The following is a 24,157-nucleotide window of genomic DNA, read 5'->3' as shown; positions in this document are numbered from 1 at the left end:
GGGTCAGGCGTCCTCGGCCCGGCACAGGGTGAAGTCGTCGAAGGCCGCCGTGACCCGCTCGCTCGTCCCGGCGTCGTACAGCACGAGCCCGGTGGCGCCCTGCCGCAGCGGGTCGCGGGTGTCGGTGTAGTCGAAGACCCTGTCGCCGTTGACCCACAGTGCGATGCGCGGGGCGCCGCCGCGCAGGTCCAGCTCGGCCTGCATCCGGTTGTGGTCGTCCGGCTCGAAGTCGGCGACCCCGCCGGAGGCCAGCTCCGTCCTCGTGCCGCCGACGACCTTGCTCAGCCCGGCCGTGCCGTCCGGCCGCAGCACCACGTCGTACCGGTCGTCGCCGCCCTCGGCGGCCAGCAGGTGCACGCCCGCGCCCCAGGCGGTGCCGCTCGGGCCCGCCGCCAGCCTGACCTTGACGTCGACGATGGCGTGCTGCGGCGACGGCATCTGTGTGGACGCCGTGCATGTCTGCGCGTCCCCGGCGCGCGGGGCGATGCCCAGCACGTAGCCGTCGTCGCGGTAGCCGCCGCACTCGCCGGAGCCGTTCGGCCAGCCGCTGCGGGGGTCGTCGAAGTCGTCCTTCAGCAGCACCGCCGCCGATTCGGGCGGGTCGTCGGCGCGCGCCTCGGACGTGCCGTCGTCGGGCAGCAGCTGCTGGGCGCCCAGCACGGCGGCGATCACCGCGAACGCCCCCGCCCGCACCAGCCAGTCGCGCCGCCGCGCCTCCGTACCGCGCCCGTGCTCGGCGGCCGCCTGCGTCGGTGCCTCGGAGGGGGCGGTCGCCGGGGCCGCGGGTGGCGGCCAGGTGGGCGGGGAGGTCGCTTCGGCGTCTGAGGGGCTGTGCCGGGGCGGCGGCGTGGAGGCGGCGCGGGCGAGTGGCGCTTCGGCGGGTGAGGGGCTGTGCGGCGGTGGCGGCGTCTTGGCCTCGCCTTCCGGCGGAGGCCGCTCTTCGCTGGGCGGGGGCGGTGCGGGGGGTGGCGTGGCGGGCGGTGCTTCGGCGGGGGAGGGGGTGTGTCGGGTCGGCGGTGCCTCGACCTGCGGGACGGGAGGCGGTGCGGGCGGGGGAGCGGCCGGGGCGGCGGCGAGGGGCGGGTGGCCGGTCAGTACCCGCAGGAGGGCGGCGGTGTCGGGGCGGTCGGCCGGGTCCTTGGCCAGGGCGCGGCTCACCAGGGGGCGCAGGGCCGGGTCCAGTGCGTCCACGGCGGGCGGGGCGGTCAGGACGCGGTGCATGATCTCGTGGATGTTGGTGCCGGGGAACGGGGCGTGGCCGGTGCCGGCGTAGGCGACCACGCAGCCCCAGGAGAAGACGTCGGCGGCCGGGGTCAGGGCGCCGCCCTGCATCAGCTCGGGCGCGACGTAGGCGGGCGTGCCCACGAACTGGCCGGTGCGGGTGGGGCCCTCCGCGGCGTCCAGGGCGCGGGCGATGCCGAAGTCGATGACCCGGGGGCCGGTGGAGGACAGCAGCACGTTGGACGGCTTGAGGTCGCGGTGCACCACCCCGGCGCCGTGGATGGCGCCCAGCGCCGTGGCGATGTTGACCGCCAGGCCCTCCAGGGCGCCCTCGCGCAGCGGGCCCCGCTCGCGGACGGCCTGTTCGAGGGTGGGCCCGTCGACGTACTCGGTCACCACGTACAGCGGGTCGCCGTCCAGGCGGGCGTCCAGCACCGCGGCCGTGCAGAACCGGCGCACCCGGCGCGCGGCGGTCACCTCGTGCCGGAACCGCTCGTGGAACGCGGCGTCGTCGGACAGCTCGGGGTTGATGACCTTGATGGCGACCCGGCGGCCCGCGCCGGTCACGCCCAGGTAGACGGTGCCCATGCCGCCCCGCCCGAGCCTGCCGGCGACGCGGTAGGGGCCGAGGCGTTCGGGATCACCGGGCCGGAGCGGAGTCGTTGGCATGAGTCCTCCCACACTGTGAGATGCGGGAGGAGCCCGTCGCGTTCACACGTTTCCGGCGCAGGGCGTGTCCGGCCGGTGGGCGGGCGCCGTCACCTGCGACACCGGCGGGGTCCTGCCGTAGCGGCGGCGCAGCGGGTAGGCCGCGGCGGCGACGGCCAGGCTGACCGTGGAGGCCAGCAGCTGCGACCGCTGCTCGGCCATGAACGCCATCGACACCAGCACCGCCAGCAGGGCGGCGACGACCAGCCAGGTCAGGTACGGGTGCGCCCACATCCGGTAGGTGAGGCTGGCGGGGTCCTCGCGCTCCAGCCGGGCGCGCAGGCGCAGCTGCGAGAACGCGACGGCCAGGTAGACGAACGCCAGGATGACCCCGATCGAGTTCATCAGGAACTTGAAGACGGCGTCCGGCGAGACGTACGAGGCGACCACCGCGCCCCACGCGGCCACGGTGCCGAGCAGGATCGCCCGCACCGGCACGCCGCGCCGGTTGAGCCGCACCAGGCCGGCCGGGGCGTCGCCGTTGCGGGTCAGGACGTACAGCATCCGGGACGAGACGTAGATCGCCGAGTTCAGCACCGACAGCACCGCGGTGAGGATCACCGCCTGCATGAGCGTGCCCGCCGCGGGCACCCCGATGCGGTCCAGGGCGCTGACGAACGGGCTGGTCAGCACCCTGGCGTCGTTCCACGGCAGGATCGTCACCACCAGCAGGATGGACAGCACGTAGAACAGCGCCACCCGGTACAGCACGTTGCCGGTGGCGCGGGCGACGGCGCGTCCCGGCTCCCGGCTCTCCGCCGCGGCGATCGTGGGGATCTCGGTGCCGCCGAACGCGAACATCACCGCGACGATCGCCGCGAACACCGAGGCCGGGCCGTTCGGCAGGAACCCGCCGTGGCCGGTCAGGTTGCCCAGGCCGCCGGGCGCGTCCGGCCACGCGCCCGCCACGTACAGCACGCCCAGCACCAGGAACACCGCGATGGCGGCCACCTTGATGGAGGCGAACCAGAACTCGAACTCCCCGAACGAGCGGACCGACACCAGGTTGACGGCCGTCATCACCACCAGCAGCGCCGCGGCCAGCGTCCACTGCGGCAGCGGGATCCACTCGCCGAGGATCGCCGCGCCCGCCACCGCCTCGGCGCCGACCAGGACCACGTACAGGTACCAGTACAGCCAGCCGATGGTGAAGCCCGCCCAGGGGCCGAGGGCCATCCGCGCGTACTCGGCCAGGGACCCGGCCACCGGGCGCGCCACCACCATCTCGCCCAGCGCGCGCAGCACGCACAGCACCAGCAGCCCGGCCGCCGCGTACGACAGGACCGCGGCGGGGCCCGCCGTCCTGATCACCGCTCCGCTGCCCACGAACAGCCCCGCTCCCACGGCGCCGCCGATCGCGAGCATGGTCATGTGGCGCCGGCGCAGGCCGGTCCGCAGGGTTTCGGGCATGCCTGGTCGTTCCTGTCGGTGGGTCGGCAACGGGACGCCCATACCCTAGTGGCCGATTCCCATGTTCCGGACGCGCTGAAAACGGGTGTTCCGGTGGCGGGGCGCGTCGGCCGTACGCTGGGGCCCATGAAGGCGACGACGGACGTGCTGGGGCCGGAGTACGAGGCCATCGAACTGCCCATGGGCCACGACGCCGAAGGCGAGGTCGTGGCCACGCTGGTCCGGCGCCGCGGCGAGCGCCCCCGCCGCCGCGCCGTGCTCTACGTGCACGGATTCGTCGACTACTTCTTCCAGACCCACCTGGCCGACTTCTACGTCGAACGCGGGTTCGACTTCTACGCCCTGGACCTGCGCAAGTACGGCCGGTCGCTGCGCCCCCACCAGACGCCCAACTACGTCGAGAGCCTCACCGAGTACTTCCCGGAGATCGACGCGGCGGTCCGCATCGTCCGGGACGCGGACGGGCACCGGACCGTGCTGCTCAACGGCCACTCCACCGGCGGGCTGGTCGCCGCGCTGTGGGCCGACCGGGTGCGCGGCCGGGGCCTGGTCGACGGCCTGTTCCTCAACAGCCCGTTCCTGGACATCAACGAGCCGCTGCCGCTGCGCAAGCTCGGCGCCGGGCTCGCCCGGGCGCTGCGGGCCCGGTTCCCCAAGGCGAAGCTGCCCGCCGGCGTCTCCGAGCTGTACCCCCGCAGCATCCACGCCGACCACGGCGGCGAATGGGACTTCGACCTGGAGTGGAAGCCCCTGGAGGGGTTCCCGGTGCGGGCCGCGTGGCTGGCGGCCGTGCGGCGCGGGCAGCTGCGGGTGCACCGCGGCCTCGACATCGACGTGCCCGTCCTGGTGATGACCTCGGCCCGCAGCGTCCGCCCCAAGCCGGGCGCGGCCGACCTGTCCGCCGCCGACGCCGTCCTGGACGTCGAGCACATGGCCCGCTGGGCGCCCCGCCTGGGACGGCACGTCACGCTGGTGCGGATCGACGGCGGCCTGCACGACCTGGTGCTGTCCGCCAAACCCGCCCGCGACCAGGTCTTCACCGAACTGGCCCGCTGGATGGCCGGCCACCTGCCGGACCCCGCCGACGCGTAGGGCGCCCCCGGCGGCCGGTCACACGGGCCGGACCCGGGTGCGCAGCAGGCAGAACTCGTTGCCCTCCGGGTCGGCCAGCACGTGCCAGCTCTCCGAGCCGGTCTGGCCGACGTCGGCCGGCCGGGCGCCGAGCGCGAGCAGCCGCTCCAGCTCGGCGTCCTGGTCGCGGTCGACGGGGCTGACGTCGATGTGCAGCCGGAGCTTGCGGGGCCGCGGGTCGCGGCTGGGGCTGAGCACGAGGGTGGGCTGCGGGCCGCCGAAGCCCACCCCGGGCGGCCCGATGTGGATGCTGCCGTCCTCCTCCCGGTGGAACTCGACGTAGCCGAGGACCTCGCTCCAGAACGCGGCGAGCCGTTCGGGGTCGGCGGCGTCGATCACCAGCTCGCTGATGCGGGATGCCATGCCGGCGAGTGTACGGAGCCGGCCCGGATCCGGTCGCCGCCGCGGGGCCGGGGCGGTGCGAGGGGCGCGCCGCTAGTCGCGGATCTCGTCCATCTCGAAGTCGTCCCAGTCGGTGGTGATCTTCTGGGCCGCGTTGCCGCCGCGCCGGATGACCAGCCCCGCGACGCCGTTGGGCAGCGGCGCGGCGTCGTCGGTGTACTCCAGCGCCGGCTTCCCGTTGATCCACAGCCGCAGGTGGACCTTCTTGCCCTCGTCCTGCTCCTCGCAGGCGATCTGCAGCCGGTTGCGCTCGCCGGGCTTCCAACCGGCCGCCGAGTCCTTCTCGGTGAGCTGCTTGCTGCCCTGGTCGGGGGACACCTTGCGCATCAGGGCGCCCTTGCCGTCGGCGCGCACCAGGAACCAGTAGCCGGTGTCCTTGTTGGTGTCGTTGCCGGCGTCGCGGCAGTAGAGGCCGAGCTCGGCGTCCGGCTGCGCCTCCACGGACGTCGAGGTGACGCCGACCAGCAGCCGCCCCGGCACGTCCTTCTCCTTGGGCGCCCGCTTCTTCTTCCAGTCGTCGGTGTCCATGCGGTACTGGCTGTTCAGGTAGCCCTCGCCGCTGACGTAGGTGCCGCCCGCCCAACCGGACTGGGTGTTGCTGAAGTCGTCGCTGAAGACGGGCGCGGTGTTGTCGGGCGGGGAGTCGCCGCCGAAGACGGAGACGAGCAGGACGACCACCAGCACCGCGCCGACCACGCCGCCGCCGATGAGCGACGTGCGGCGGGACGGGCGGCGCTCGAGCAGGCGGGTGCCCCCCGTGGCGGCGGGCGGCGCGCTCGGCGGCGGGGGCGGCACGGACAGGGGCTGCGCCGACACCGGCCGCGCCGGCTGCCCGGGCGGGGGCGGCGCGGGCGGGGCGTCCTCGCGGGTGTCCTCGTCGCCGGACCGGGGCGGCGGCGCCGTCGCGGCATCCCCGCCGAACCCGGCGTGCCAGCTCGCCTGGACGGTCTCGGCCAGCCGCGCCGGATCGGGCCGGGAGTGGCCGACCAGGCGGCCGAGCAGGTCCCCGACCGACGGCCGCTTGGCCGGGTCCTTGTCCAGGGCGGCGGCCACCAGCTCGCGCAGCGCCGGGTCGAGCCCGTCCAGCCGCGGCTCCTCGTGCGCGACCCGGTAGAAGATCTCCGGGACGGTGTTGCCCGCGAACGGGGCGCGTCCGGTGCCCGCGAACGCCACCACGCAGCCCCAGGAGAACACGTCCGAGGCGGCCGTGACCGGCTCGCCGCGCAGCAGCTCGGGCGCCAGGTAGTTGGGCGTGCCGACGAACTGCCCGGTGCGGGTCGGGCCGTCGGCCGCGTCCAGGGCGCGGGCGATGCCGAAGTCGATCACCCGCGGGCCGGTCGCCGACAGCAGCACGTTGGCCGGCTTGAGGTCGCGGTGCACGATGCCCGCGCCGTGGATGGCGGCCAGCGCGGTCGCCACACCGACCGCCAGGCCCTCCAGGTCGGAGCCGGGCAGCGGCCCGCGCTCGGCCACCGCGTGCTCCAGGCTGGGGCCGTCGATGTACTCGGTGACGACGTACAGCGGTTCGCGGTCCAGCTCGGCGTCCAGCACCGGCGCGGTGCAGAACCGGCGCACCTGGCGGGCCGCGGTCACCTCGCGCCGGAACCGCTCGCGGAACGCCGGCTCGCTGGCGAGCTCGCGGTTGATCACCTTGACTGCGACTTGGCGGCCGGGGCCGGACGCCGAAGGGTCCTCGCCGAGGAAGACGGTTCCCATACCGCCCCGGCCGAGCCGGGCGAGCAGCCGGTACGGTCCGAGCTCCCGAGGGTCCTCGGGCTGCAGGGGATCGGCGTTCTCTCCCGCGTGCGTGGTCATCATTGTCCTGGGGGTCGACATGAACTGGTGGAATCCCACCCTAGTGGGGCCTCACTCGCGATGCGGGCGCACTGACGCTCCGTTCACGGCAGCAGCAAAAGCTTGCCCGTGGTGCGACGGCCCTCCAAATCCTCGTGGGCGCGGCGGGCGTCGGCAAGCTCATAACGCCCTCCGATGTGCAGGCGCAGCTCGCCCCTGGCGATCCAGCCGTACACGGCCGCGGCGCGTTCCAGCAGCTCGTCCCGGGTGAGGGTGTAGTGCGCCAGGGTCGGCCGGGTCAGGAACAGCGAGCCGGCGGCGTTGAGGCGCTGCGGGTCGAACGGCGGGACCTGGCCGCTGGCCGCCCCGTACAGCGCCAGCGTCCCGCGCGGACGCAGGCTCTCCAGGCTGCCGTCGAACGTGGCGGCGCCCACACCGTCGTACACCGCGGCGACGCCCTCCCCGCCGGTCAGCCGCCGCACCTCGGCCGCGAAGCCGTCGTAGCCGACGACCTCGTCGGCGCCGGCCTCGCGCGCCAGCCGCTCCTTCTCCGGCGTCGACACCGTGCCGATCACGCGGGCGCCGCGCAGCTTGGCGATCTGCGTCAGCAGCAGCCCCATGCCGCCCGCGGCCGCGTGCACCAGCACCGTGTCGCCCGGCCCCACCGCGTAGGTGGAGTGCGTCAGGTAGTGCGCCGTCATGCCCTGCAGCAGGGACGCCGCCGCGTCCTCCAGGCTCAGCCCGTCGGGCACCGGGACGGTCCGGTCGGCGGGGACCACGGCGCGCTGGGCATAGGAGCCGAGCACGCCCTGCCAGGCCACGCGGTCGCCGGGCGCGACGCCGGTCACCCCCTCGCCGACCGCGGCGACCGTGCCCGCGCCCTCCATGCCCGGCGCGAACGGGGGCGCCTGCTTGTAGGCGCCCGTCCGGAAGTACACGTCGATGTAGTTGACGCCGCTGGCGGCCAGGTCGATCAGCACCTCGCCGGGGCCGGGCACGGGGTCCTCGCGCTCGACGGGCTCCAGCACCTCCGGGCCGCCGTGGCGGCCGACGACGATCGCGCGCATGTCGTGGTGTCCTCTCCGGTCATCGGTGTGCGTCCCCAACGCGCCGGGGCATGACGATCATCCCGCACCGGTGCGGCGTGCTCAGATCCACCCGGGCAGGTCGTCGTGCGCGACTGAGATGATCTCGTCCACCCGCGCCGCGAGGGCGGCCGGGTCCCACACGTCCTGCCGGGCGCACTCTTCGAAGGCCACGCGCGTCGCCCCGGCGAAGAAGGCGACCAGCAGGCGGGGGCGGATGTCGCGGGCCGGGTCCACGCCCTGGCGGCGGGCGATCGCGGCGGCGAGGGTCTCCTCGGTCGCGGCGAACCGCGCCATCTGCCCCGCGGCCAGCGCGGGGGTCCCCTCCACGACCCGCAGGACCCGGCGGAACCGCCCGGCGTCGGCGGGATCGCCCTCGGCGATGGCGCGCAGCAGGCCGCGCAGCGCCTCGAACAGCGCGGTGAACGGCCGCTCGCGGGCGGGACGGGCCGCCAGCTCCGCCAGCAGGAGGTGGTCGAACTCGCTCATATAGCCGAACAGCACGTCCTCCTTGGCGGCGAAGTAGCGGAAGAACGTGCGCTGCGACACCTGCACCGCCGCCGCGATCTCGTCGATGGTCGTCTGCTCGTACCCCTGGGCGAGGAACAGGTCGAGCGCGGCGTCGATCAGGGCCATGCGCGTGCGCTGCTTCTTGCGCTCGCGCAACCCCGCGCGCGCCGGGGCGTCCGGGCGCCGCGCGCTGCCTGTGCCGTCGCCGCCGGCGGGGTCGGCTGCGGTCATCGGCGGGCTCCTTCGGGACCGTTCTGCGGTGTTGGCAGCGGTCTATCACGGGCCGCCTCCGCGGCGGGCCGCCGGGCGGGGCGCGGCGGGAAACGGCCGGACGTCGTCACGGAACGTAAGGGTTAAGTGGCTCTCTGTTCCGTACCCTCGGTGCCGGGGCGGGGGAGGAAGAAGTCGACCCGAGTTCCCGGTTCTCCGGTGCCGATCTTTCGTCGCCGGACATCCTGGGAGTAGTTACCGAAGGTCGCCGTCCGGACGCCCGGTGTCGCCGGACGGCGGTCACTTCTACGGTGAGGCGGCTGATCGCGGTGTCCGTTGTCGACGCGCAGAAGATCGCCGAGGTGCGGCGGCATCATCTCGCGGCACTGGCGTACGAGGTCGAGGCGCGCGGGCTGCGCTGGCGGCTGGCCGGTCCCGAGGAGTCGGTGCTGTGCGTACTGAGTACGGTGTCCCGGCGGCGCGCCATGGTCGTGGCCACGCCCGCCGGAGACGGGTGGTCCTACCTGTGGGCGGGCGGCGGCATCGCCCCGGTGACCCAGGTCGCCGCGGTCGCCGACCGGCTGGTGCGGCTGCTGGCCTGACGCTCTGACCTGCGCTTTCCCGCGGGCGGCCGGATGTCGGCCGCCCGCTTTCGCCTTGCCGGGCGGTCCCCCGCCTCCCTAGACTTGGCACGAACAGTTGTTCGAACTCGCCGCATGCCTTCCCCCGTGCGGTCATCGCTTTTCTGCAGGCGGGGGAGGGGAATGACACGCGTATTCGGCGACCCGGTCGAGGTGTGGGTGTCCGACGGGCGCCCGGCCCGGTTCGTCTGGCGGGGACGGCTCTACACCGTACGCCGGATCCTGGAGCACTGGGTCACGACGCGGGACTGGTGGCGCGAGCGGCAGCCGGAGGCGGAGGTGACCGGCGAACGGGAGTTCTGGCGGGTCGAGGCGACCCCGGACCGGGAGATCGGCGTGTACGAGCTGCGCTACGACGCGGCGTCCGGCGACTGGATGCTGTCCCGGGTGTGGGACTGAGGGCGGCGCGCCGTGCACCTGCATGTCGCCTCCGCCTACTCCCTCCGGTACGGGACGGCCCCGCCGCGGGCGCTGGCGGCGCGCGCGGCCGACCTGGGCATGCGGACCCTGGCCCTGACCGACCGCGACGGCCTGTACGGCGCGGTCAAGCACGTCCTGGCCTGCCGGGACGCGGGCATCAGACCGGTGCTCGGCGTCGACCTCGCCGTCCCCGCCCCGGAGGAGCACGCGTCCGGCGCCCGCCCCGCGCGCCGCTCCCGCCCGTCCGCCGAGGCCGCGCACCGGATCGTCGTGCTGGCCGACGGGCCCCGCGGCTGGGCGTCGCTGTGCCGCCTGGTCAGCGCCGCCCACGCCCGCGGCGAGCGCACCCGGCCGGTCGCCACCCGCGAGCTGGTCGGCGAGCACGCGGGCGGGCTGGTCGTGCTGCTCGGCCCCGCCTCCGACGTGGGACGCGCCGTCGCCGAACGCGACCGCGACCTGGCCGCGGCCCGGCTGGCGGCCTGGCGCGCCACCGCCGAGACGGTCCTGGAGATCGTCGACCACCAGGGGCCCGGCGACGGGTTCCGCGCCGCCCGGATGCTCGCGCTGGCCCGGGAGGCCGGGGTCCCGGCGGTGCTCGGCAACGCCGTCCGCTACCTGGACAAGGCCGACCACCCCGTCGCGCAGGTGCTGGACGCGGCGCGGCGGCTGGCCCCGCTGCACCGCCGCCACCTCGACGACACCACCGGCCAGGCCTATCTCAAACCGATCCCGCTGATGCGGCGCGTCGCCGAACTGGCCTGCGGCGCGGACGCCGCCGACGAGCTGATGGCCGCCACGCTGCGGCTCGGCGACCGCTGCGCCCTGGACTCGCCCGCCGATCTCGGCATGGGCGCCCTGCACCTGCCCGACGTCGCCGGCGACGCGCACGCGCTGCTGGCCGCCCGCTGCCGGGAGGGGCTGGCCCGCCGCGGTCTGGAACGCTCCACACGGGCCGCCGACCGGCTCGCCGCCGAGCTGGGCGTCATCGCCCGCAAGGGCCTGGCCGCCTACTTCCTCACCGTCGCCGACGCCGCCGCCCTCATCCGCGGCCGCGGCATCCGCTGCGCCATCCGCGGCTCGGGCGCCGGCAGCCTGGTCAACTACCTGCTGGGCATCGGCGACCTGGACCCGCTGCGGCACGACCTGCTGATGGAGCGGTTCCTGGCCGACAGCCGCCCCGGCCTGCCCGACATCGACCTGGACGTGGAGTCGGCGCGCCGCCTGGAGGCCTACGAGGCGCTGTTCGACCGGTTCGGCCGCGACAACACCGCGTGCGTGTCGATGATGGAGACCTACCGGGCCCGCAGCGCCATCCGCGACGTGGGCAACGCGATCGGCCTGCCCCCGCAGGAGATCGACGCCATCGCCAAGGCGTTCCCGCACATCCGCGCCCGCCAGATCCACGCCGCCCTGCACGACCTGCCCGAACTGCGGCAGAGCAACCTGTCCCAGGGCCGCCTGGAGGTGCTGTTCCGGATCGCCGAACGGCTCGACGGGCTGCCCCGCCACATCGCCATGCACCCCTGCGGCGTCCTGCTGTCGGGCGGCACGCTGCGCGACCGCAGCCCGGTCGAGACCAGCATGCTCGGCTTCCCCATGAGCCAGTTCGACAAGGACGACGTCGAGGCGATGGGGATGCTCAAGCTCGACGTCATCGGGGTGCGGATGCAGTCGGCGATGGCGCATGCGGTCGCCGAGATCGCCCGCGTCGAGGGCACCCGGATCGACCTGGAGGCCGTGCCGCGCGACGACCCCGCCACCTACGAGCTGATCCGCTCCTCCCGCACGCTCGGCTGCTTCCAGATCGAGTCGCCCGGCCAGCGCGAGCTGCTCGGCAAGCTGCAGCCGCGGAACCTGGACGACCTGGTCGTCGACATCTCGCTGTTCCGGCCCGGACCGGTCAACTCCGACATGGTCACGCCGTTCCTGGAGGCCCGGCACGGCCGCCGCGCCCCGTCCTACCCGCACCCCGACCTGGCCGGCGCGCTGGGCGAGAGCCAGGGCGTGGTGGTGTTCCACGAGCAGGTGCTGCGCGTGCTGGACGTCATGACCGGGTGCGGCCTGTCGGAGGCCGAGCGGGTGCGCCGCGCGCTCGGCGACGAGGAGGGGCAGCGCGAGGCGGCGGCGTGGTTCCGCGCGGCGGCCCTGGCCCGCGGCTACGACGAGGAGGTCGTCGAACGGGTCTGGCGGACGCTGACCGCCTTCGGCGCGTTCGGGTTCTGCAAGGCGCACGCCGCCTCGTTCGCCCTGCCCACCTACCAGTCGGCCTGGCTGAAACGCCACCACACGGCCGCGTTCTACGCCGGGGTGCTCACCCACGACCCCGGCATGTACCCCAAGCGCGCCATCCTCGACGACGCCCGCCACTTCGGCGTCCCGATCCTGCCGCTGGACGTCAACCGCTCGGCCGCCGAATGGCGCGTCGAACCGGCCTCCCGGGACGGCGGGCCCGGCGGCCACGGGATCCGCGTCCCGCTGAGCGAGGTCCGCGGGATCAGCGCGGCCGAGGTGTCGCGCATCGTCGAACACCGCCCCTACGACTCCCTCGGCGACTTCTGGCACCGCGCCCGGGTGTCCCGCCCCACCGCCGAGCGGCTCGTCCTCGCCGGGGCCTTCGACGCCCTCTACGACCTGCGCCCGGCCGCCGCCCAAGCCCCCGCGCCCGCGGCCGTCGGCGCCGGGAGCGCGCCGGCCGCTCCGGCTGGTGACCGCGCGCTGGGCGCACCCGCCCCGGCGGGGCGCCGCGCCGCGTTGAACCGGCGCGACCTGCTGTGCCGCGTCGGGGCGCTGGACCGGGCGACGTCGCGTCCCCCCGACGGGCTGATCGAGGGGCAGCTGCCGCTCGGCGGCGACCGGGCCGAGGGCGGCCTCGGCGTCGTCGAGCACATCCCGGTGGGGCAGCTGCCGGACATGACGCCCGCCGAGGTGGTCGAGGCCGAGCTGGACATCCTCGGCATGGACGTGAGCCGGCACGTGCTGAGCTTCTACGACGAGATGCTGCACGGGCTGGGCGTCGTCCGCTCCCGCGCGCTGGCCGCCCGCCCGGACGGCGACGACGTGCTGGTCGCCGGGGTCAAGGTGGCCACGCAGACGCCCGCGGTGCGGTCCGGCCAGCGCATCATCTTCGCCACCCTCGACGACGCCACCGGCCCGGTCGACCTCACCTTCTTCGAGTCCGTGCAGGACCGCTGCGCCGCGATCCTGTTCAGCTCGTGGCTGCTGGTGGCGCGCGGCCGCGTCCGCCGCGCCCCGGCCGGGCGGCGGCCGGCGTCGCTGACCGCCTACGCGTGCTGGGACCTGGTCGGCCTGTACGAGGCGTGGCAGCGCGGCGGACCCGCCGCCGTCCGCGAGGCCATGGCCCGCGAGGGGCGGAACGTCGCCTCCTCCCGCCAGGTCGGCCGCCGCATCGTCTACGCCAACGGCTTCGCCCTGTCCCCCTACGCCGACATCGGCCACGCGGGCGGCGACGTCAGACGTCCCCCCGCCCGCCTCTGGCACGCCAGCGGCGGCAGCTCCGGCCCCACCCTGTGATCAGGGGCCCGACCAGAGGCCGTGCTCAGGCGGCCTCCAGCTGCAGCCGGGTGATGTGGAAGACGGTGGCCATGCACAGTGCGGCGGCGAGGGCCTGGCAGGCGGCCGCGGCGACGCCGACGTGCACGTAGAAACGCGCGTCGGCCAGCGTGTGGACGCTGCCGCCGGAGAAGACGCGGGCCAGCCCCACGCCGGACAGCACCGACGCCCACCAGGCCGCCACCACCAGGGCGGCGGAGTGCCGTTCGGCGGGCCGCATGCGGCGGCTGCCCGTCCACACGTCGTACACGACCCGCGGCGGCAGCCACAGGTTGACCACGGGGGTGACCCAGCCGAGCAGCACCCAGGCGCGCCGGTACCGGTGCGGGCCCGCCGCCTGCCGGCGCGCCCGCCACAGCCAGGCCAGATACAGCAGACCGGTGATCCCGGCCAGGACGGCGCACACCAGGAACACGTCGGTGTAGGGCGCCAGGGCCCGCGCGGTGGCGGCGGGGTCGTAGGTGTCGTGCGTGGCGGTCCGCAGCGGGTCCGCCAGCCGCACCAGGCTCAGCCCGCAGCCGAGAGCGACGAACGCGTTGAAGCCGAGCAGCATGAACACGGCCATCCCGATCGCACGGAAGTCGCGGCGCCGGGCCCAGGCGCCGCAGGCCGGGCACCGGGGGACCTCCGTCGGGATGATGTCGCCGCACAGCGCACACGGCATGATCCACCTCCGTGGATTTTGCGCTCTCCTGGTCGGATCCTACGGAGGTTTGACAGACGCCGCCCGGCGGAGGTTCGCCGAACCGGGGTCCGTCCGGTCACGGCGGCAGGACCAGCGCCGTCCCGGCGAGCGCGGCGACCAGGGTGAGCGCGAGCCAGGCGGCCAGGCGGGGCAGGGCGCCCCGCTGGGTGAGCCGCTCGGGCCGCAGCCCGGTCACCGCGGCCAGGGCCCACCACTGCGCGGCGGCCGCGATGGTGACGTGCAGGGCGCCGAAGCCCGCCAGCGACGCCCCCAGCACCAGGCCCGGCAGGGTCAGGCCGTGCGCCAGCAGCGCGGCGCGGCGGGCCGTGCCCGCCAGGCCGCGGCGCAGTCCCACCGCGATCACCGCCCACCCGGCGGCGGTGGCCAGCCACAGCGCCAGGACGACGTCCGGTATGCCGTTCAGCGACTCCGGTCCCAGCGCCGTTCCCTTCCTCAGCCGTCGTGTGCGGTGCGTGTGCGGTGCGTGTGCGGTGCGTGTGCGGTCCTTGTGCGGTGCGTGTGCCGTCCTGCCGTGCCGCCGTGCGGCCCTCAGCGCATCAGGCCGGACTCCCAGGCCCAGACGGCGATCTCGGTGCGGTTCCGCGCGTTCAGCTTGCGCTGGACGCTGCTCAGGTGCGTCTTCACCGTCGACAGCGACACGAAAAGCTCCCGGGCGATCTCGTCGTTGGTGCGGCCGCGCGCCACCAGGCGGACGACGTCCAGCTCGCGGTCGGTGAGGCCCTCGCGGATTCGACGCGGCTCGGCGGGCGGGACGGCCAGGTGCTCCAGCAGCCGCACGGTCACCGACGGCGACACCAGCGCCTCCCCGTTGGCGGCGGCCCGCACGGCCTCCACCAGCAGCGCGGGGCCGCTGTCCTTCAGCAGGAACCCGACCGCGCCGCCGCGCAGCGCCCCGTAGACGTACTCGTCCATGTCGAACGTGGTGACGATCACCACGCGCAGCGGGTCGGCGACGTCCGGCCCGGCCAGCAGGCGGGTCGCCGCCAGCCCGTCCAGCCGGGGCATCCGGATGTCGAACAGGCACACGTCCGGCCGCAGCCGCCGGGCCTGCGCCACGGCCGCCGCGCCGTCGGCCGCCTCGCCCACCACCCGCATGTCGGGCTGCGAATCGATGATCATCCGGAATCCGGTCCGGACCATCTCCTGGTCGTCGGCGATCAGTACGCGGATGGTCACGCGTTCGATTCTCGCAGCACTCGGGCGTACGGAAGGACCGCCACCAGTTCCCAGCCGCCCTCGGGGCGGCGCCCCGCGCGCATCCGGCCGCCCAGCGCCTCGACGCGTTCGGCCAGCCCGACCAGCCCGAAACCGCTCGACGGCAGCCGCCGCCCGCGCCCCTGGCCGTTGTCGCGCACGCCGACCTCGATGCCGTCCGGCACCCGGACGACCTCGACCCGGACCCGCGTCGCGTCCGCCGCGTGCTTGCGGGTGTTGGTCAGCGCCTCCTGGACGATGCGGTGCACCGACGTGGCGATCTCGGGCGGCAGGTCGCCCAGGCCGGGGTCGACGGTGAGCGTGACGGGCAGGTCGGTGAACCCCGCGACCAGCTCCTCCACCTGGCTCAGGTCCGCGATGGGGCGGGTGGCCGAGCCGCCGCGCCCCGGCCGTCCGGCGGCCCCCCGGTCCCGCCCGGCCGGGCCGTCCGCGCCCGCCGCCGCCCGGTCCGCACCCGCGTCCTGCGCCGCGCGGTCGGTGTGCTGGGCGTCCCGCAGCAGGCTCACCATGCGGCGCATCGACGTCAGCGCCTCGGTGCCGGCCTTCTCGATCCCGGCGAAGGTGGCGTCGAGCTGCTCGGGGGTCTGCGCCGCCCCCGACTGCGCCGCGAACCGGGCGGCCTGCGCCTGCACGACGATCCCGGTGATGTGGTGGGCGACGAAGTCGTGCAGGTCGCGGGCGAGTTCGAGGCGTTCGTCGCGGCGCGCCTCCAGCACCGCCCGGGCCCGCCGGGCGTCCAGCGCCCGCAGGTACAGCCCGATGCCGATGGCGACGGCCACCAGCACGGCCATCGGCGCGGCCACCACCAGCAGGGCGAGCGGCGGGGCCACCGACGCCAGTGCCAGCACCGACACCCGGGCGATGGCCGTCCCGGCCACCAGCGCGGTCGCCGGGACGACCCGGTCGCGCCCGGTGCGCCACACCACCCGCACCGTGAGCACCAGCAGCGCGGTGGCCTCCACCAGCACGCTCGGCTGGCGGACGCCCTCGGGGTGGAGGGCCAGCAGCGCGGTGGTCGCCGCCGACAGGCTCACCGCGAGCACCGTCCAGCCGGCAGTGAACCGGGCGGGCAGCGTCGCGACCATGACGACGGCGGCGACGCCGATCGTCCACAGGTCGATCAGGGCGTAGTGCGGGCGGATGTGGAGCAGGCAGATCAGCAGGAAGAACCCGCCCATGCCCGCGGCCATGACGCGCACCAGGCAGCCCCCGACCCAGTGCACACGCTCCAGCACCGCACCCGGTTCCCTCATGAAAACGCAGGCTACGACCTCGGCGGTACGGGCGGATCGACCATTCGGCCGATACCGCACGGCAAGGACCGGACCACGGTCCGATGCGGAGGGCGGCCCCCTGCCCGCAGGCTGGTGGCATGGACGCGATGACCTGGATCTACCTGCCGGCGGCGGCGTCGTTCGCGGTGTTCGTCGTCTACGGCGGCATCGTCATGCCCGCCCGCGAGATCGCCGACTCGGTCCGCCACCGCCGCCGGACCCGCCCGCAGGACCGTGCCGCCGCCCGGCGCGGGAGGGCCGCGGCGTGACCGAACCGGTTCTCGTCGGGGAGGGCCTGGTCAAGCGCTTCGGCCCCACGGTCGCGCTGGACGGCGCCGGCCTGGCGGTCGGCCGGGCCGAAACGGTGGCGGTCATGGGGCCGAGCGGCTCGGGCAAGTCCACCCTCCTGCACTGCCTGGCCGGGATCATGAAGCCGGACGCGGGGCGGGTGCTGCTGCTCGGGCAGCGCGTGGACACGCTCGGCGAGCGGCGCCGCAGCGAGCTGCGCCGCACCCGCTTCGGGTTCGTGTTCCAGTTCGGGCAGCTGCTGCCGGAGCTGCCCGCGGTGGAGAACGTCGCGCTGCCGCTCATGCTCGGCGGCACGCCCCGGCGGGAGGCGGTGGCCGCGTCCCGCGCCTGGTTCGGCCCGCTCGGCCTGGCCGGGATGGAGGACCGCCGCCCGGGCGAGCTGTCCGGCGGGCAGGCGCAGCGGGTGGCGATCGCCCGCGCCCTGGTGACGCGTCCCGCCGTGGTGTTCGCCGACGAGCCGACCGGGGCGCTCGACCAGCGCACCGGGCACGAGACGATGCGGCTGCTGGTCGAGGCCACCCGGGGCAACGGCGCCTCGCTCGTCCTGGTCACCCACGATCCGAACGTGGCGCGCTGGTGCGACCGCACCGTGGAGGTCCGGGACGGCCGCCTGCCGACCGCCGGAGCGGTGTGATGCCGGCGACCCTGGGACTGGCCTGGCGGCTGCTGCGCGGCGGCGGCCGCCGGGGCATGCTCGGCGCGCTGCTCACCTTCGCCGCCGTGGCCGTGTCGACCGGGCTGCTGCTGCTCGCCGTCGGTGTCAACCACGGCTTCGCGCGACGCGCCGACGCCGATGCCTGGCGGCACCCCGCCGGGATGTCCGCGGGGACGGCGACGGCCGTGCAGGCGCTGTCCACCGATTACGTCCGCGGCCGGCCCGTCACCGTCGTCGACCTGGCCGCGGTGGACGGACGCGCGCCCGTGCCGCCCGGCATGCGGCGCTTCCCGCGGCCCGGCGAGGTGTGGGCGTCCCCGGCGCTGGCCGACCTGATGCGACGGCTGCCGCCCGACCAGCTCGCCGCCCGGTTCCCGAGCCGGACGCCGGCCGGCGTCCTCGGCCGGGACGCGCTCGTCCACCCCGGCGAACTGGTGGCCGTGGTCGGACGGGCTCCCGGCGACCCCGTGATGACCGCCGGCCGCGACGACCGGTCCGGCAGGGAGACCGCCGCGTCGCCGCAGCGCATCGACCACTACGCCACCGGGGCGGTGTCACCGGTGCCGCAGGTGTACCAGATGCTCGCCGCCGTCGCGTCGGTGCTGATGGTCGTGCCGCTGCTGGTGTTCGGCGGCGCCGCCGCCCGGCTCACCGTCGCGCGCCGCGACCGGCGGCTGGCCGCGCTGCGCCTGGTCGGCGCCACCCCCGGGCAGGTCGTCGCGGTCACCGTCGCCGAGGCGGTGCTGACGGCGGTGGCCGGGGCCGTCGCCGGGGCCCTGCTGTACGCCGCGTCCGTTCCGGTGCTGGCCCGGATCGCGGTCGGCGGCGGGGGCTGGTTCGCCGGCGACCTGTGGCCGGACGCGTTGTGGCTGGCCGGGGTCCTGGGAGCGGTGCCCGTGCTCGTCGGGATCAGCGCCGTCGTGGGGCTGCGCCGGGTGGTGGTCAGCCCGCTCGGCGTCGCCCGGCGGGAGACCCCGCCGGCGCTGCGGGCGGTGCGCGGACTGCTGCTCGTCGTCGTGCTCGCCGGGTTCGGCGCGGTGGGCGGAGGCCTCGCCGGCATGGGCCGCGCCGGGCTGGTCGTGCTGCTGGTGTTCGTGGCCCTGGCGTTCCTGGCGATCAACCTGGTGGGGCCGTGGGTGGTGGCGCTGATCGGCCGCCTCACCGTCGCGACCGCCCGGCGGCCGGCCCGGCTGCTGGCGGGCCGGCGCCTGCTCGACGATCCCCGCGCCGCCTGGCGCACCGTCGCCGGGGTCGCGCTGACCGGTTTCGTCGCGGGCTTCCTGTGCCTGCTCAACCCGTCGCCCGCCGCCCTGGACGGCGGGCCGCCGGACCGGCTCGAACTGGCCGTCCCGCCGGACCGGTCGGCGGCCGTGGCCGCGCGGGTGCGCGAGCGGCTGGCCGGCATGTCGGCGCAGGTCACCGTGCGGCACGCCGAGACGTCCGACGGCGGGACCGACGGCGGGCCGAATGGCGGCGACGGGCCGGCACGCGACGACGTCGTGGCCGCCGAGGTGCCCGGCGGCGCGGCCGCCGTCGACCGCGCCCGCACCGCGCTGACCGGCGTCGTGCCCGGACAGCACGCCACCACCCCGGCCGACGACCCGACCGCCCGCCGGCTGCTGGCCGACCTGCGCACCGGCGCGCTGGCCGTGCTGACGGTGTCGTTCCTCGTCGCGATGACCAGCGCCGGGATCACCGGGGCGTCCGCCGTGCTGGACCGCCGCCAGACCTACGCGATGCTGCGCCTGGCGGGCACCCCGCTGCGGGTGCTGGACCGGGCGCGCCGCCAGGAGACGCTCATCCCGCTCGTCGTCATGGGCGGCGGCTCCCTGCTGACCGGCATGTTCTTCGCGCTGCCGTTCGCGATGGGCGTCGGGACCGCCGGCCTGCTGACGCTGCTGGCGTTCGCGGCGCTCGGCTTCGCCGGGATCTTCGGGGCGAGCGCGCTGAGCCGTCCGCTGCTGCGCTCGGTCACCGCCGACCCGGCGCCCCGCCCGGACTGACACGACCGCGATGCGCGTGCACCGCCGGGGCCGCACCCGCAAGACTCGGAGGCGTGACCGACTTCTCCTGGCTGGGACCGCCCATCGACGCACGGCACCTGTTCGCGCCCGAACGGCGTGCCCTGCTGACCCTGCTGCGGGATCTGGAGCCGGCCGACTGGGCGCGGGAGGCCGTGCCCGGCTGGACGGTCAAGGACGTCGCCGCGCACCTGCTCGGCGACGACTACGGCCGGCTGGCGCACGACCGCGACGGCGAACCGGGGCACCGCGACGCGCCCGAGCCCGGCGAGCGGTTCGAGGCGTTCATCCACCGCGCCAACCAGCAGTGGGTGGACGCCGCCGACCGGCTCAGCACCCGCTCCCTCGTCGAGACGCTGGAGATGACCGGACGGCAGATCGCCGACCTGTGGCAGCGGTCCGACCCGCACGGGTCGAGCCGTCCGGTCACCTGGGCCGGTGCGGACCCGGCCCCGCTGTGGCTGGACTGCGCCCGCGACTACACCGAGTACTGGACGCACCGGCAGCAGATCCGGCTGGCGGTGGGCCTGGCGGACGAGCGCCCGCCCGAACCGCTGCTCGACACCTTCATGCGCGCGCTGCCGCACACGCTGCGGGACGTCGCGGCCGACGAGGGCGCGCAGGTCCGGATGCACGTCGACGGACTGGGCGCGTGGACGGCGACCGCCACCGCCGCGGGCTGGTCGCTGGCCCCGCCGCCCTCGGCCGCGCCCGCCGCCGTCGTCCGCCTCGACCCGGGCACCGCCTGGCGGCTGTGCGTGCGGATGGTCCACCCCGACGTGGCCGTGGCGCGGGCCCGGATGGAGGGCGACGCGCGGCTCGGCGCCGCCGCCTGCCGCATCCTGTCCATCATCCGCTGACGGAGCGTCCACGGCTCGAACAGGCGTTCGCCGAAATGTCGGAGGCGGCCGGTAGTTTCACGTGTGTCCGCCGGGTGAGCAGGGAATACAGGTCGAACCGCTGGGCTTGCGACGTACGTATGCACCTGTGACGCCCATTGGCGCGTGGCTTGCTCGACCCTCCGGGCAGCAGGAAGGGGAAGTGGCAGTGAGCGATCCGGCCCGCACGTTCCATCTCACCCGCCCGTGGCTGTACGGCCCCGCCGAACGAACCCTGATCGAGCCCTGGCTGACCACGCTGTCCGGCCAGGTCCTCAACGCCTACGACGAGGTGGACGAACCCGTCGTCGTCCCCATGCCCGACCGGTCCGACGCCGTGCGCGTGCTCGTCCCCACCCGCCTGCTCCGTCCCGAGGAGTACGCGCTGGTGGAGTCCGTGGCCGCCTGACCTTCATCTCATATATCAAGACACATTTCTCAATAATTGGGCATTCGGTCTAGGGTGGGGCCTCCGACGACGCAGGAGGCCCCATGTCCGAATCCGGCGCCTACACGCACGGGCACCACCCGACCGTGCTGAGCTCCCACCGGTGGCGCACCGTCGAGAACTCGGCCGCCTACCTGGTGGAGCACCTCCGTCCCGGAGCCCGCGTGCTGGACGTGGGCTGCGGTCCCGGCACCATCACCGTCGGCATGGCCGAACGGGTGGCGCCCGGACACGTCACCGGCCTGGACGCCGCCGAGGAGGTGCTGCGGGAGGCCGTCCGGTTCGCCGCGCAACGCCGGGTCGGCAACGTCGCCTTCGTGACCGGCGACGTCTACGCGCTCGACTTCCCCGACGACACCTTCGACGTCGTCCACGCCCACCAGGTGCTGCAGCACCTCGCCGACCCGGTGCGCGCGCTGCGCGAGATGCGCCGGGTGTGCCAGCCCGGCGGCGTGGTCGCCGCCCGCGACGCCGACTTCGGCACCATGGCCTGGTACCCCGAGCCGCCCGGCATGGCCGCCTGGCTGCCCGTCTACTACCAGGTGGCGCGCGGCAACGGCGGCGAGCCGGACGCCGGGCGGCGCCTGGTGTCCTGGGCCCGGCGGGCCGGCCTGACCGACATCACCGCCACCGCGTCCAGCTGGAGCTTCGCCACCCCCGAGGAGCGCCGGTGGTGGAGCGAGTCGTGGGGCGGGCGCATGGTGAGCTCGGCGGTCGCCGACACCGCCGTCGCACGGGGCCACGCCACCCGCGACGACCTGCGGCGCATCCACCGGGGCTGGCAGGAGTGGGCCGCCGCCGAGGACGGCTGGTTCGCCGTCGCCCACGGCGAGATCGTCTGCCGCGTCGGCTGACCGTCACCGCCGGCGGCGGCGCGGCGACGCGACGCGGCCGATCGCCTTGCGGGCCGCCGCGAACGCCGCCGCCACCGCCGGATCGGGATGGTTGCGGCCCTTGCGCCAGTACCGCTGGGCGAGCCGCCGGTTGCCGGACGAGGCGTAGACGCGGCCCAGATGCGCGTACGCGGCCCCGACCAGCTCCGGCGACGCGGCGTCGGAGGCGATCACCCGGTGCAGCGCGTCCTCGGCGTCCTCCGGCGGCTGGACCAGGCACCCGAGATGGAACGCCGCCTCCGCCGCCACCGCCGGGTCGTCCGCCTCGAGCGCCGCCTCGTAGGCGTCGAGGGCGGCGCGCATGTCGAGGAACCGCCCGGCCAGCCCGCCGAGCACCAGCGCCGCGCGCGGCGCGTGCTCGGGATGGCCGATATCGATGACGCGCCGGAACGCCTGCGCCGCCGACACCGCCGAGAACCGCTGCGAATGGACGATGCCGGCCTCGTACCAGGCCCGCGACGCCACGTCCGCGTCCCCGAGCTCGGCCGCCAGCTCCCACAGCGCCAGCGCCGACGGCCCGTCGCCGCACACCTCGCCGGCGAGCACGCCGAGGTTGAAGGCGATCCGCGCCGCATGGGGGCCGCCGCGCTGGACATGGCCGAGGCACGCGTCGCGGACCCGCTCGACGAGGTCGTCGCGTCCGAGCCGGCGCAGGAAACGGGCCGCGGGGACGACCGCCTCGGCCACCCCCTCCTCGGCGACCTCGGCGGCGGACTCGTCCTCGAAGACGCCGACGCAGGCGTTCACGTACCGCTCCAGCTCGGTGGTGGACTCGGCGAGCGCCGCGAGCTTGGCCGCCGCCAGCACGGCGTAGCGGGGCGCGCGCCCGACCAGCGCGCCGAGGTAGGCCGACACCGCCGCCTCCGCCTCCCCGGCCTGCTCGGCGATCAGCCCGGCGCAGTAGGCCGCCCACTCGCGCGTCGGGCTGGCGGCCTCGTTCATCAGATGCCGCATGAGCGGTTCGACGCCCGGTATCGCCCACGGCCCGCCCGGCCGCATGCCGTCGCCGATCGCGACGGCGATCAGGTGGGCGGACTGGCGGGTCACCGGGTCGGGGCTGCGCAGCACCTCGGCGAACAGCTGGGCGGCCTCGTCGTCGTCCCCTCGGGAGATCGCGAACTGCGCCTCCAGGACGTGCGCCTGCGCCACGTCCTGGGGCTGCAGCCCGACCGGATGCCGCCTGGCCTCGTCCAGCAGCGCCCGCGCCGCCTCCTCGTCGCCGCGCGCCAGCCGGACCCGGGCCAGCTGCAGCTTGAGCCGCGGCGCGAACAGGTACTCGCGCTCGATCGCCGTGGTCAGCAGCCGCTCGGACTCCGCCAGCTCGCCCCGCAGCGCGAACAGCACCGACAGCTCCACCACGGCGTCCGCGGTGTGGAACGGCGAGTCCCAGGCGATGATCCGCTTGAGCACGCGTTCCGCCTCGCCGGTCTCGCCGGCGCGCCGCAGCAGCGCGGCCAGCGCCAGCCCGTCGTAGGGCGCGCTCAGCGCGTCGCCCCACTCGAAGGCGATCCGCATGGCCTCGATGACGCCGGGCTCGTCGCCGAGGCGCTCGCGCAGCCCCGCCAGCTTGTGCGCGGCCCGCGCGGTCACCTCGCGGTGCCCCGCGGCGACCGCCTTCTCCAGCAGGGCGCGCGCCCGGTCGGGGGCCTGCTCGCGGCACAGGTCGGCCAGCGCCAGCATCGCGCGCGGCGCGGTCGCGAAGTGGTCCTCGCGCAGGATCCGCTCCAGCGCGGCGCGCGCCGCCGGCACGTCGCCGTCCTCCAGGACCGCCTCGGCCAGGTACCAGCGGGCCACGGCCGCCGCGTCGGCGTCGTCGCTGTGCGCGGCCTGCCGCCAGGCCCGCCGGGCCAGCTCCGGGTCGCCGTGCCGGGTGAACCACGCCGCCTTGCCGATCGCCACCGCCTCCAGCGGCGTCGCCCCCGCCAGCCGCTCGGCGCCCTCGTCGGCCGTCGGCAGCGCCGGCAGCAGCACCCGGCCGACCTGGTCGGCCAGCGCGTAGCGCCCCGGGCCGTCGGGGACCAGCAGCGCCGGTTCGGCGCACGCCTCCTCCAGCGCCTCGGCGAACTCCTCGCGGGTCAGCGCCGGATGCGGCCGCAGCGCGGCCATCCGCCGCGCCGCCTGCGGATAGAGCCGGTCGGCGGGGACCGACGTGCCCGCCGCCTGCCACCAGTCGAACATCGCCATCACCGTGGCGTAGCAGGCGGGGCACTCGGTCAGGGCCGCGTCGAGCCGCCGCCTGAGCCTGCCCGCCAGTTCGAGCTCGTCCTCGTACTGCTGGAGCGGGTCGCTCCACATGTCCCCGCCGGTTCCCATGGCAGCTCCTTCGGAGAACGCTACGTGACCAGAGAGATGCTCTCCGCATCGACGCTACGCCGCGCCTGCGCCGCCTGCGGCGTGATCCGCCGAACCGGCCGTTCGGAAAACGGCGATTACCGTCCGCCCGCCCGCGGCGCGCCAAGGCGACAAAGAAGGCAGAACGGTCGAGCCTCGGCCCCGGCGGGCGGCGATGCGTTGCCCGCACGGAGGGGTGAGCGGCAGGGGGCCGCCCGGGGCGGTGCCGGTGGACGGTGCTGGGCGGCGGTGCTGGTCGACGGTGCTAGTTGTTCTGTCCCGACAGGTTGGTGACGCGGCTGGCGGGTGGGAGGCCGCCGAGTGC

Annotated in this window: 21 protein-coding genes; 10 read left to right on the top strand and 11 right to left on the bottom strand. The window is 75.5% G+C overall.

Annotated features, from left to right (window positions below; genetic code table 11):
• Positions 1-3 precede the first annotated feature (3 nt).
• On the bottom strand, positions 4-1,890 hold the full coding sequence (locus tag ABD879_RS22640; protein WP_345023562.1) for a serine/threonine-protein kinase: 1,887 nt from the start codon (positions 1,888-1,890) through the stop codon (positions 4-6).
• 42 nt (positions 1,891-1,932) lie between these two features.
• Positions 1,933-3,339 (bottom strand): amino acid permease, encoded by a 1,407-nt coding sequence (locus ABD879_RS22635; RefSeq protein WP_345023560.1) that lies wholly within the window; start codon positions 3,337-3,339, stop codon positions 1,933-1,935.
• A gap of 126 nt (positions 3,340-3,465) precedes the next feature.
• On the opposite strand from ABD879_RS22635, the gene ABD879_RS22630 reads away from it, so the two are divergent.
• Positions 3,466-4,431, top strand: a complete 966-nt coding sequence (locus ABD879_RS22630; RefSeq protein ID WP_345023559.1) for an alpha/beta hydrolase — start codon at positions 3,466-3,468, stop codon at positions 4,429-4,431.
• A gap of 18 nt (positions 4,432-4,449) precedes the next feature.
• Here ABD879_RS22630 and ABD879_RS22625 read toward each other — a convergent pair whose 3' ends face one another.
• From ABD879_RS22625 to ABD879_RS22610, 4 genes are all read right to left on the bottom strand, one after another.
• A complete protein-coding gene (locus ABD879_RS22625) occupies positions 4,450-4,833 on the bottom strand; it encodes a VOC family protein (RefSeq protein WP_345023558.1) in 384 nt (127 codons plus the stop codon).
• Positions 4,834-4,905: 72 nt separating this feature from the next.
• Positions 4,906-6,687 (bottom strand): serine/threonine-protein kinase, encoded by a 1,782-nt coding sequence (locus tag ABD879_RS22620; RefSeq protein ID WP_345023557.1) that lies wholly within the window; start codon positions 6,685-6,687, stop codon positions 4,906-4,908.
• Between the two features lie 83 nt (positions 6,688-6,770).
• Positions 6,771-7,733 carry a quinone oxidoreductase family protein gene (locus ABD879_RS22615; protein ID WP_345023556.1) on the bottom strand — a complete coding sequence of 321 codons (963 nt, stop codon included), beginning with the start codon at positions 7,731-7,733 and terminating at the stop codon, positions 6,771-6,773.
• Between the two features lie 81 nt (positions 7,734-7,814).
• Complete coding sequence (locus tag ABD879_RS22610) at positions 7,815-8,492, bottom strand: TetR family transcriptional regulator (protein ID WP_345023555.1); 678 nt, start codon at positions 8,490-8,492, stop codon at positions 7,815-7,817.
• A gap of 290 nt (positions 8,493-8,782) precedes the next feature.
• Between ABD879_RS22610 and ABD879_RS22605 the strand changes: the two genes are divergently transcribed.
• The 3 genes from ABD879_RS22605 (at position 8,783) to ABD879_RS22595 (ending at position 13,063) form a co-directional block, all read left to right on the top strand.
• Positions 8,783-9,073, top strand: a complete 291-nt coding sequence (locus tag ABD879_RS22605) for a hypothetical protein (protein ID WP_345023554.1) — start codon at positions 8,783-8,785, stop codon at positions 9,071-9,073.
• Positions 9,074-9,235: 162 nt separating this feature from the next.
• Positions 9,236-9,511, top strand: coding sequence for a DUF6504 family protein (locus ABD879_RS22600; protein ID WP_345023552.1), 276 nt, complete (start codon positions 9,236-9,238; stop codon positions 9,509-9,511).
• A gap of 12 nt (positions 9,512-9,523) precedes the next feature.
• On the top strand, positions 9,524-13,063 hold the full coding sequence (locus ABD879_RS22595) for a DNA polymerase III subunit alpha (protein WP_345023551.1): 3,540 nt from the start codon (positions 9,524-9,526) through the stop codon (positions 13,061-13,063).
• A gap of 25 nt (positions 13,064-13,088) precedes the next feature.
• Here the strand turns inward: ABD879_RS22595 and ABD879_RS22590 are convergent, their stop codons facing one another.
• The 4 genes from ABD879_RS22590 to ABD879_RS22575 all read right to left on the bottom strand — a co-directional run bounded on the left by ABD879_RS22590 (position 13,089) and on the right by ABD879_RS22575 (position 16,276).
• Positions 13,089-13,766: a DUF4328 domain-containing protein gene (locus ABD879_RS22590; protein ID WP_345023549.1), complete on the bottom strand. Its 678-nt coding sequence runs from the start codon at positions 13,764-13,766 to the stop codon at positions 13,089-13,091.
• A 97-nt stretch (positions 13,767-13,863) separates the two neighbouring features.
• Positions 13,864-14,151, bottom strand: a complete 288-nt coding sequence (locus ABD879_RS22585; protein WP_345023547.1) for a hypothetical protein — start codon at positions 14,149-14,151, stop codon at positions 13,864-13,866.
• A gap of 185 nt (positions 14,152-14,336) precedes the next feature.
• Positions 14,337-14,984: a response regulator gene (locus tag ABD879_RS22580; protein WP_345023546.1), complete on the bottom strand. Its 648-nt coding sequence runs from the start codon at positions 14,982-14,984 to the stop codon at positions 14,337-14,339.
• Positions 14,981-16,276 carry a sensor histidine kinase gene (locus ABD879_RS22575; protein ID WP_345023545.1) on the bottom strand — a complete coding sequence of 432 codons (1,296 nt, stop codon included), beginning with the start codon at positions 16,274-16,276 and terminating at the stop codon, positions 14,981-14,983. The genes ABD879_RS22580 and ABD879_RS22575 overlap by 4 nt, the downstream gene beginning before the upstream one ends.
• A gap of 119 nt (positions 16,277-16,395) precedes the next feature.
• Here ABD879_RS22575 and ABD879_RS22570 point away from each other — a divergent pair, with 119 nt between their 5' ends.
• The 6 genes from ABD879_RS22570 (at position 16,396) to ABD879_RS22545 (ending at position 21,462) form a co-directional block, all read left to right on the top strand.
• Entirely contained in the window at positions 16,396-16,566 is a 171-nt protein-coding gene (locus tag ABD879_RS22570; protein WP_345023544.1) for a hypothetical protein, read from the top strand.
• Positions 16,563-17,240: an ABC transporter ATP-binding protein gene (locus ABD879_RS22565; RefSeq protein ID WP_345023543.1), complete on the top strand. Its 678-nt coding sequence runs from the start codon at positions 16,563-16,565 to the stop codon at positions 17,238-17,240. Before ABD879_RS22570 ends, ABD879_RS22565 begins: the two co-directional genes overlap by 4 nt.
• On the top strand, positions 17,240-19,264 hold the full coding sequence (locus ABD879_RS22560; protein ID WP_345023542.1) for an FtsX-like permease family protein: 2,025 nt from the start codon (positions 17,240-17,242) through the stop codon (positions 19,262-19,264). Before ABD879_RS22565 ends, ABD879_RS22560 begins: the two co-directional genes overlap by 1 nt.
• Positions 19,265-19,317: 53 nt before the next feature.
• Positions 19,318-20,142, top strand: a complete 825-nt coding sequence (locus ABD879_RS22555; RefSeq protein ID WP_345023540.1) for a maleylpyruvate isomerase family mycothiol-dependent enzyme — start codon at positions 19,318-19,320, stop codon at positions 20,140-20,142.
• A 187-nt stretch (positions 20,143-20,329) separates the two neighbouring features.
• Positions 20,330-20,569 carry a hypothetical protein gene (locus ABD879_RS22550; protein ID WP_345023539.1) on the top strand — a complete coding sequence of 80 codons (240 nt, stop codon included), beginning with the start codon at positions 20,330-20,332 and terminating at the stop codon, positions 20,567-20,569.
• Between the two features lie 83 nt (positions 20,570-20,652).
• Positions 20,653-21,462, top strand: a complete 810-nt coding sequence (locus ABD879_RS22545; protein WP_345023538.1) for a methyltransferase domain-containing protein — start codon at positions 20,653-20,655, stop codon at positions 21,460-21,462.
• Between the two features lie 3 nt (positions 21,463-21,465).
• Here the strand turns inward: ABD879_RS22545 and ABD879_RS22540 are convergent, their stop codons facing one another.
• Complete coding sequence (locus tag ABD879_RS22540; protein WP_345023537.1) at positions 21,466-23,814, bottom strand: tetratricopeptide repeat protein; 2,349 nt, start codon at positions 23,812-23,814, stop codon at positions 21,466-21,468.
• Positions 23,815-24,157 lie beyond the last annotated feature (343 nt).

The organism is Actinomadura keratinilytica (assembly GCF_039539665.1).
Lineage (GTDB): Bacteria > Actinomycetota > Actinomycetes > Streptosporangiales > Streptosporangiaceae > Spirillospora > Spirillospora keratinilytica.
Note: the sequence above shows the minus strand (reverse complement) of the source record. Positions and strands in the feature narration are given on the sequence as shown.

What these genes read in the sequence shown, in the direction of transcription:
- ABD879_RS22640 (WP_345023562.1), bottom strand. Translation starts at nt 1,890, where the DNA reads ATGCCAACGACTCCGCTCCGGCCCGGTGATCCCGAACGCCTCGGCCCC.
- ABD879_RS22635 (WP_345023560.1), bottom strand. Translation starts at nt 3,339, where the DNA reads ATGCCCGAAACCCTGCGGACCGGCCTGCGCCGGCGCCACATGACCATG.
- ABD879_RS22630 (WP_345023559.1), top strand. Translation starts at nt 3,466, where the DNA reads ATGAAGGCGACGACGGACGTGCTGGGGCCGGAGTACGAGGCCATCGAA.
- ABD879_RS22625 (WP_345023558.1), bottom strand. Translation starts at nt 4,833, where the DNA reads ATGGCATCCCGCATCAGCGAGCTGGTGATCGACGCCGCCGACCCCGAA.
- ABD879_RS22620 (WP_345023557.1), bottom strand. Translation starts at nt 6,687, where the DNA reads ATGACCACGCACGCGGGAGAGAACGCCGATCCCCTGCAGCCCGAGGAC.
- ABD879_RS22615 (WP_345023556.1), bottom strand. Translation starts at nt 7,733, where the DNA reads ATGCGCGCGATCGTCGTCGGCCGCCACGGCGGCCCGGAGGTGCTGGAG.
- ABD879_RS22610 (WP_345023555.1), bottom strand. Translation starts at nt 8,492, where the DNA reads ATGACCGCAGCCGACCCCGCCGGCGGCGACGGCACAGGCAGCGCGCGG.
- ABD879_RS22600 (WP_345023552.1), top strand. Translation starts at nt 9,236, where the DNA reads ATGACACGCGTATTCGGCGACCCGGTCGAGGTGTGGGTGTCCGACGGG.
- ABD879_RS22590 (WP_345023549.1), bottom strand. Translation starts at nt 13,766, where the DNA reads ATGCCGTGTGCGCTGTGCGGCGACATCATCCCGACGGAGGTCCCCCGG.
- ABD879_RS22575 (WP_345023545.1), bottom strand. Translation starts at nt 16,276, where the DNA reads ATGAGGGAACCGGGTGCGGTGCTGGAGCGTGTGCACTGGGTCGGGGGC.
- ABD879_RS22570 (WP_345023544.1), top strand. Translation starts at nt 16,396, where the DNA reads ATGGACGCGATGACCTGGATCTACCTGCCGGCGGCGGCGTCGTTCGCG.
- ABD879_RS22560 (WP_345023542.1), top strand. Translation starts at nt 17,240, where the DNA reads ATGCCGGCGACCCTGGGACTGGCCTGGCGGCTGCTGCGCGGCGGCGGC.
- ABD879_RS22545 (WP_345023538.1), top strand. Translation starts at nt 20,653, where the DNA reads ATGTCCGAATCCGGCGCCTACACGCACGGGCACCACCCGACCGTGCTG.
- ABD879_RS22540 (WP_345023537.1), bottom strand. Translation starts at nt 23,814, where the DNA reads ATGGGAACCGGCGGGGACATGTGGAGCGACCCGCTCCAGCAGTACGAG.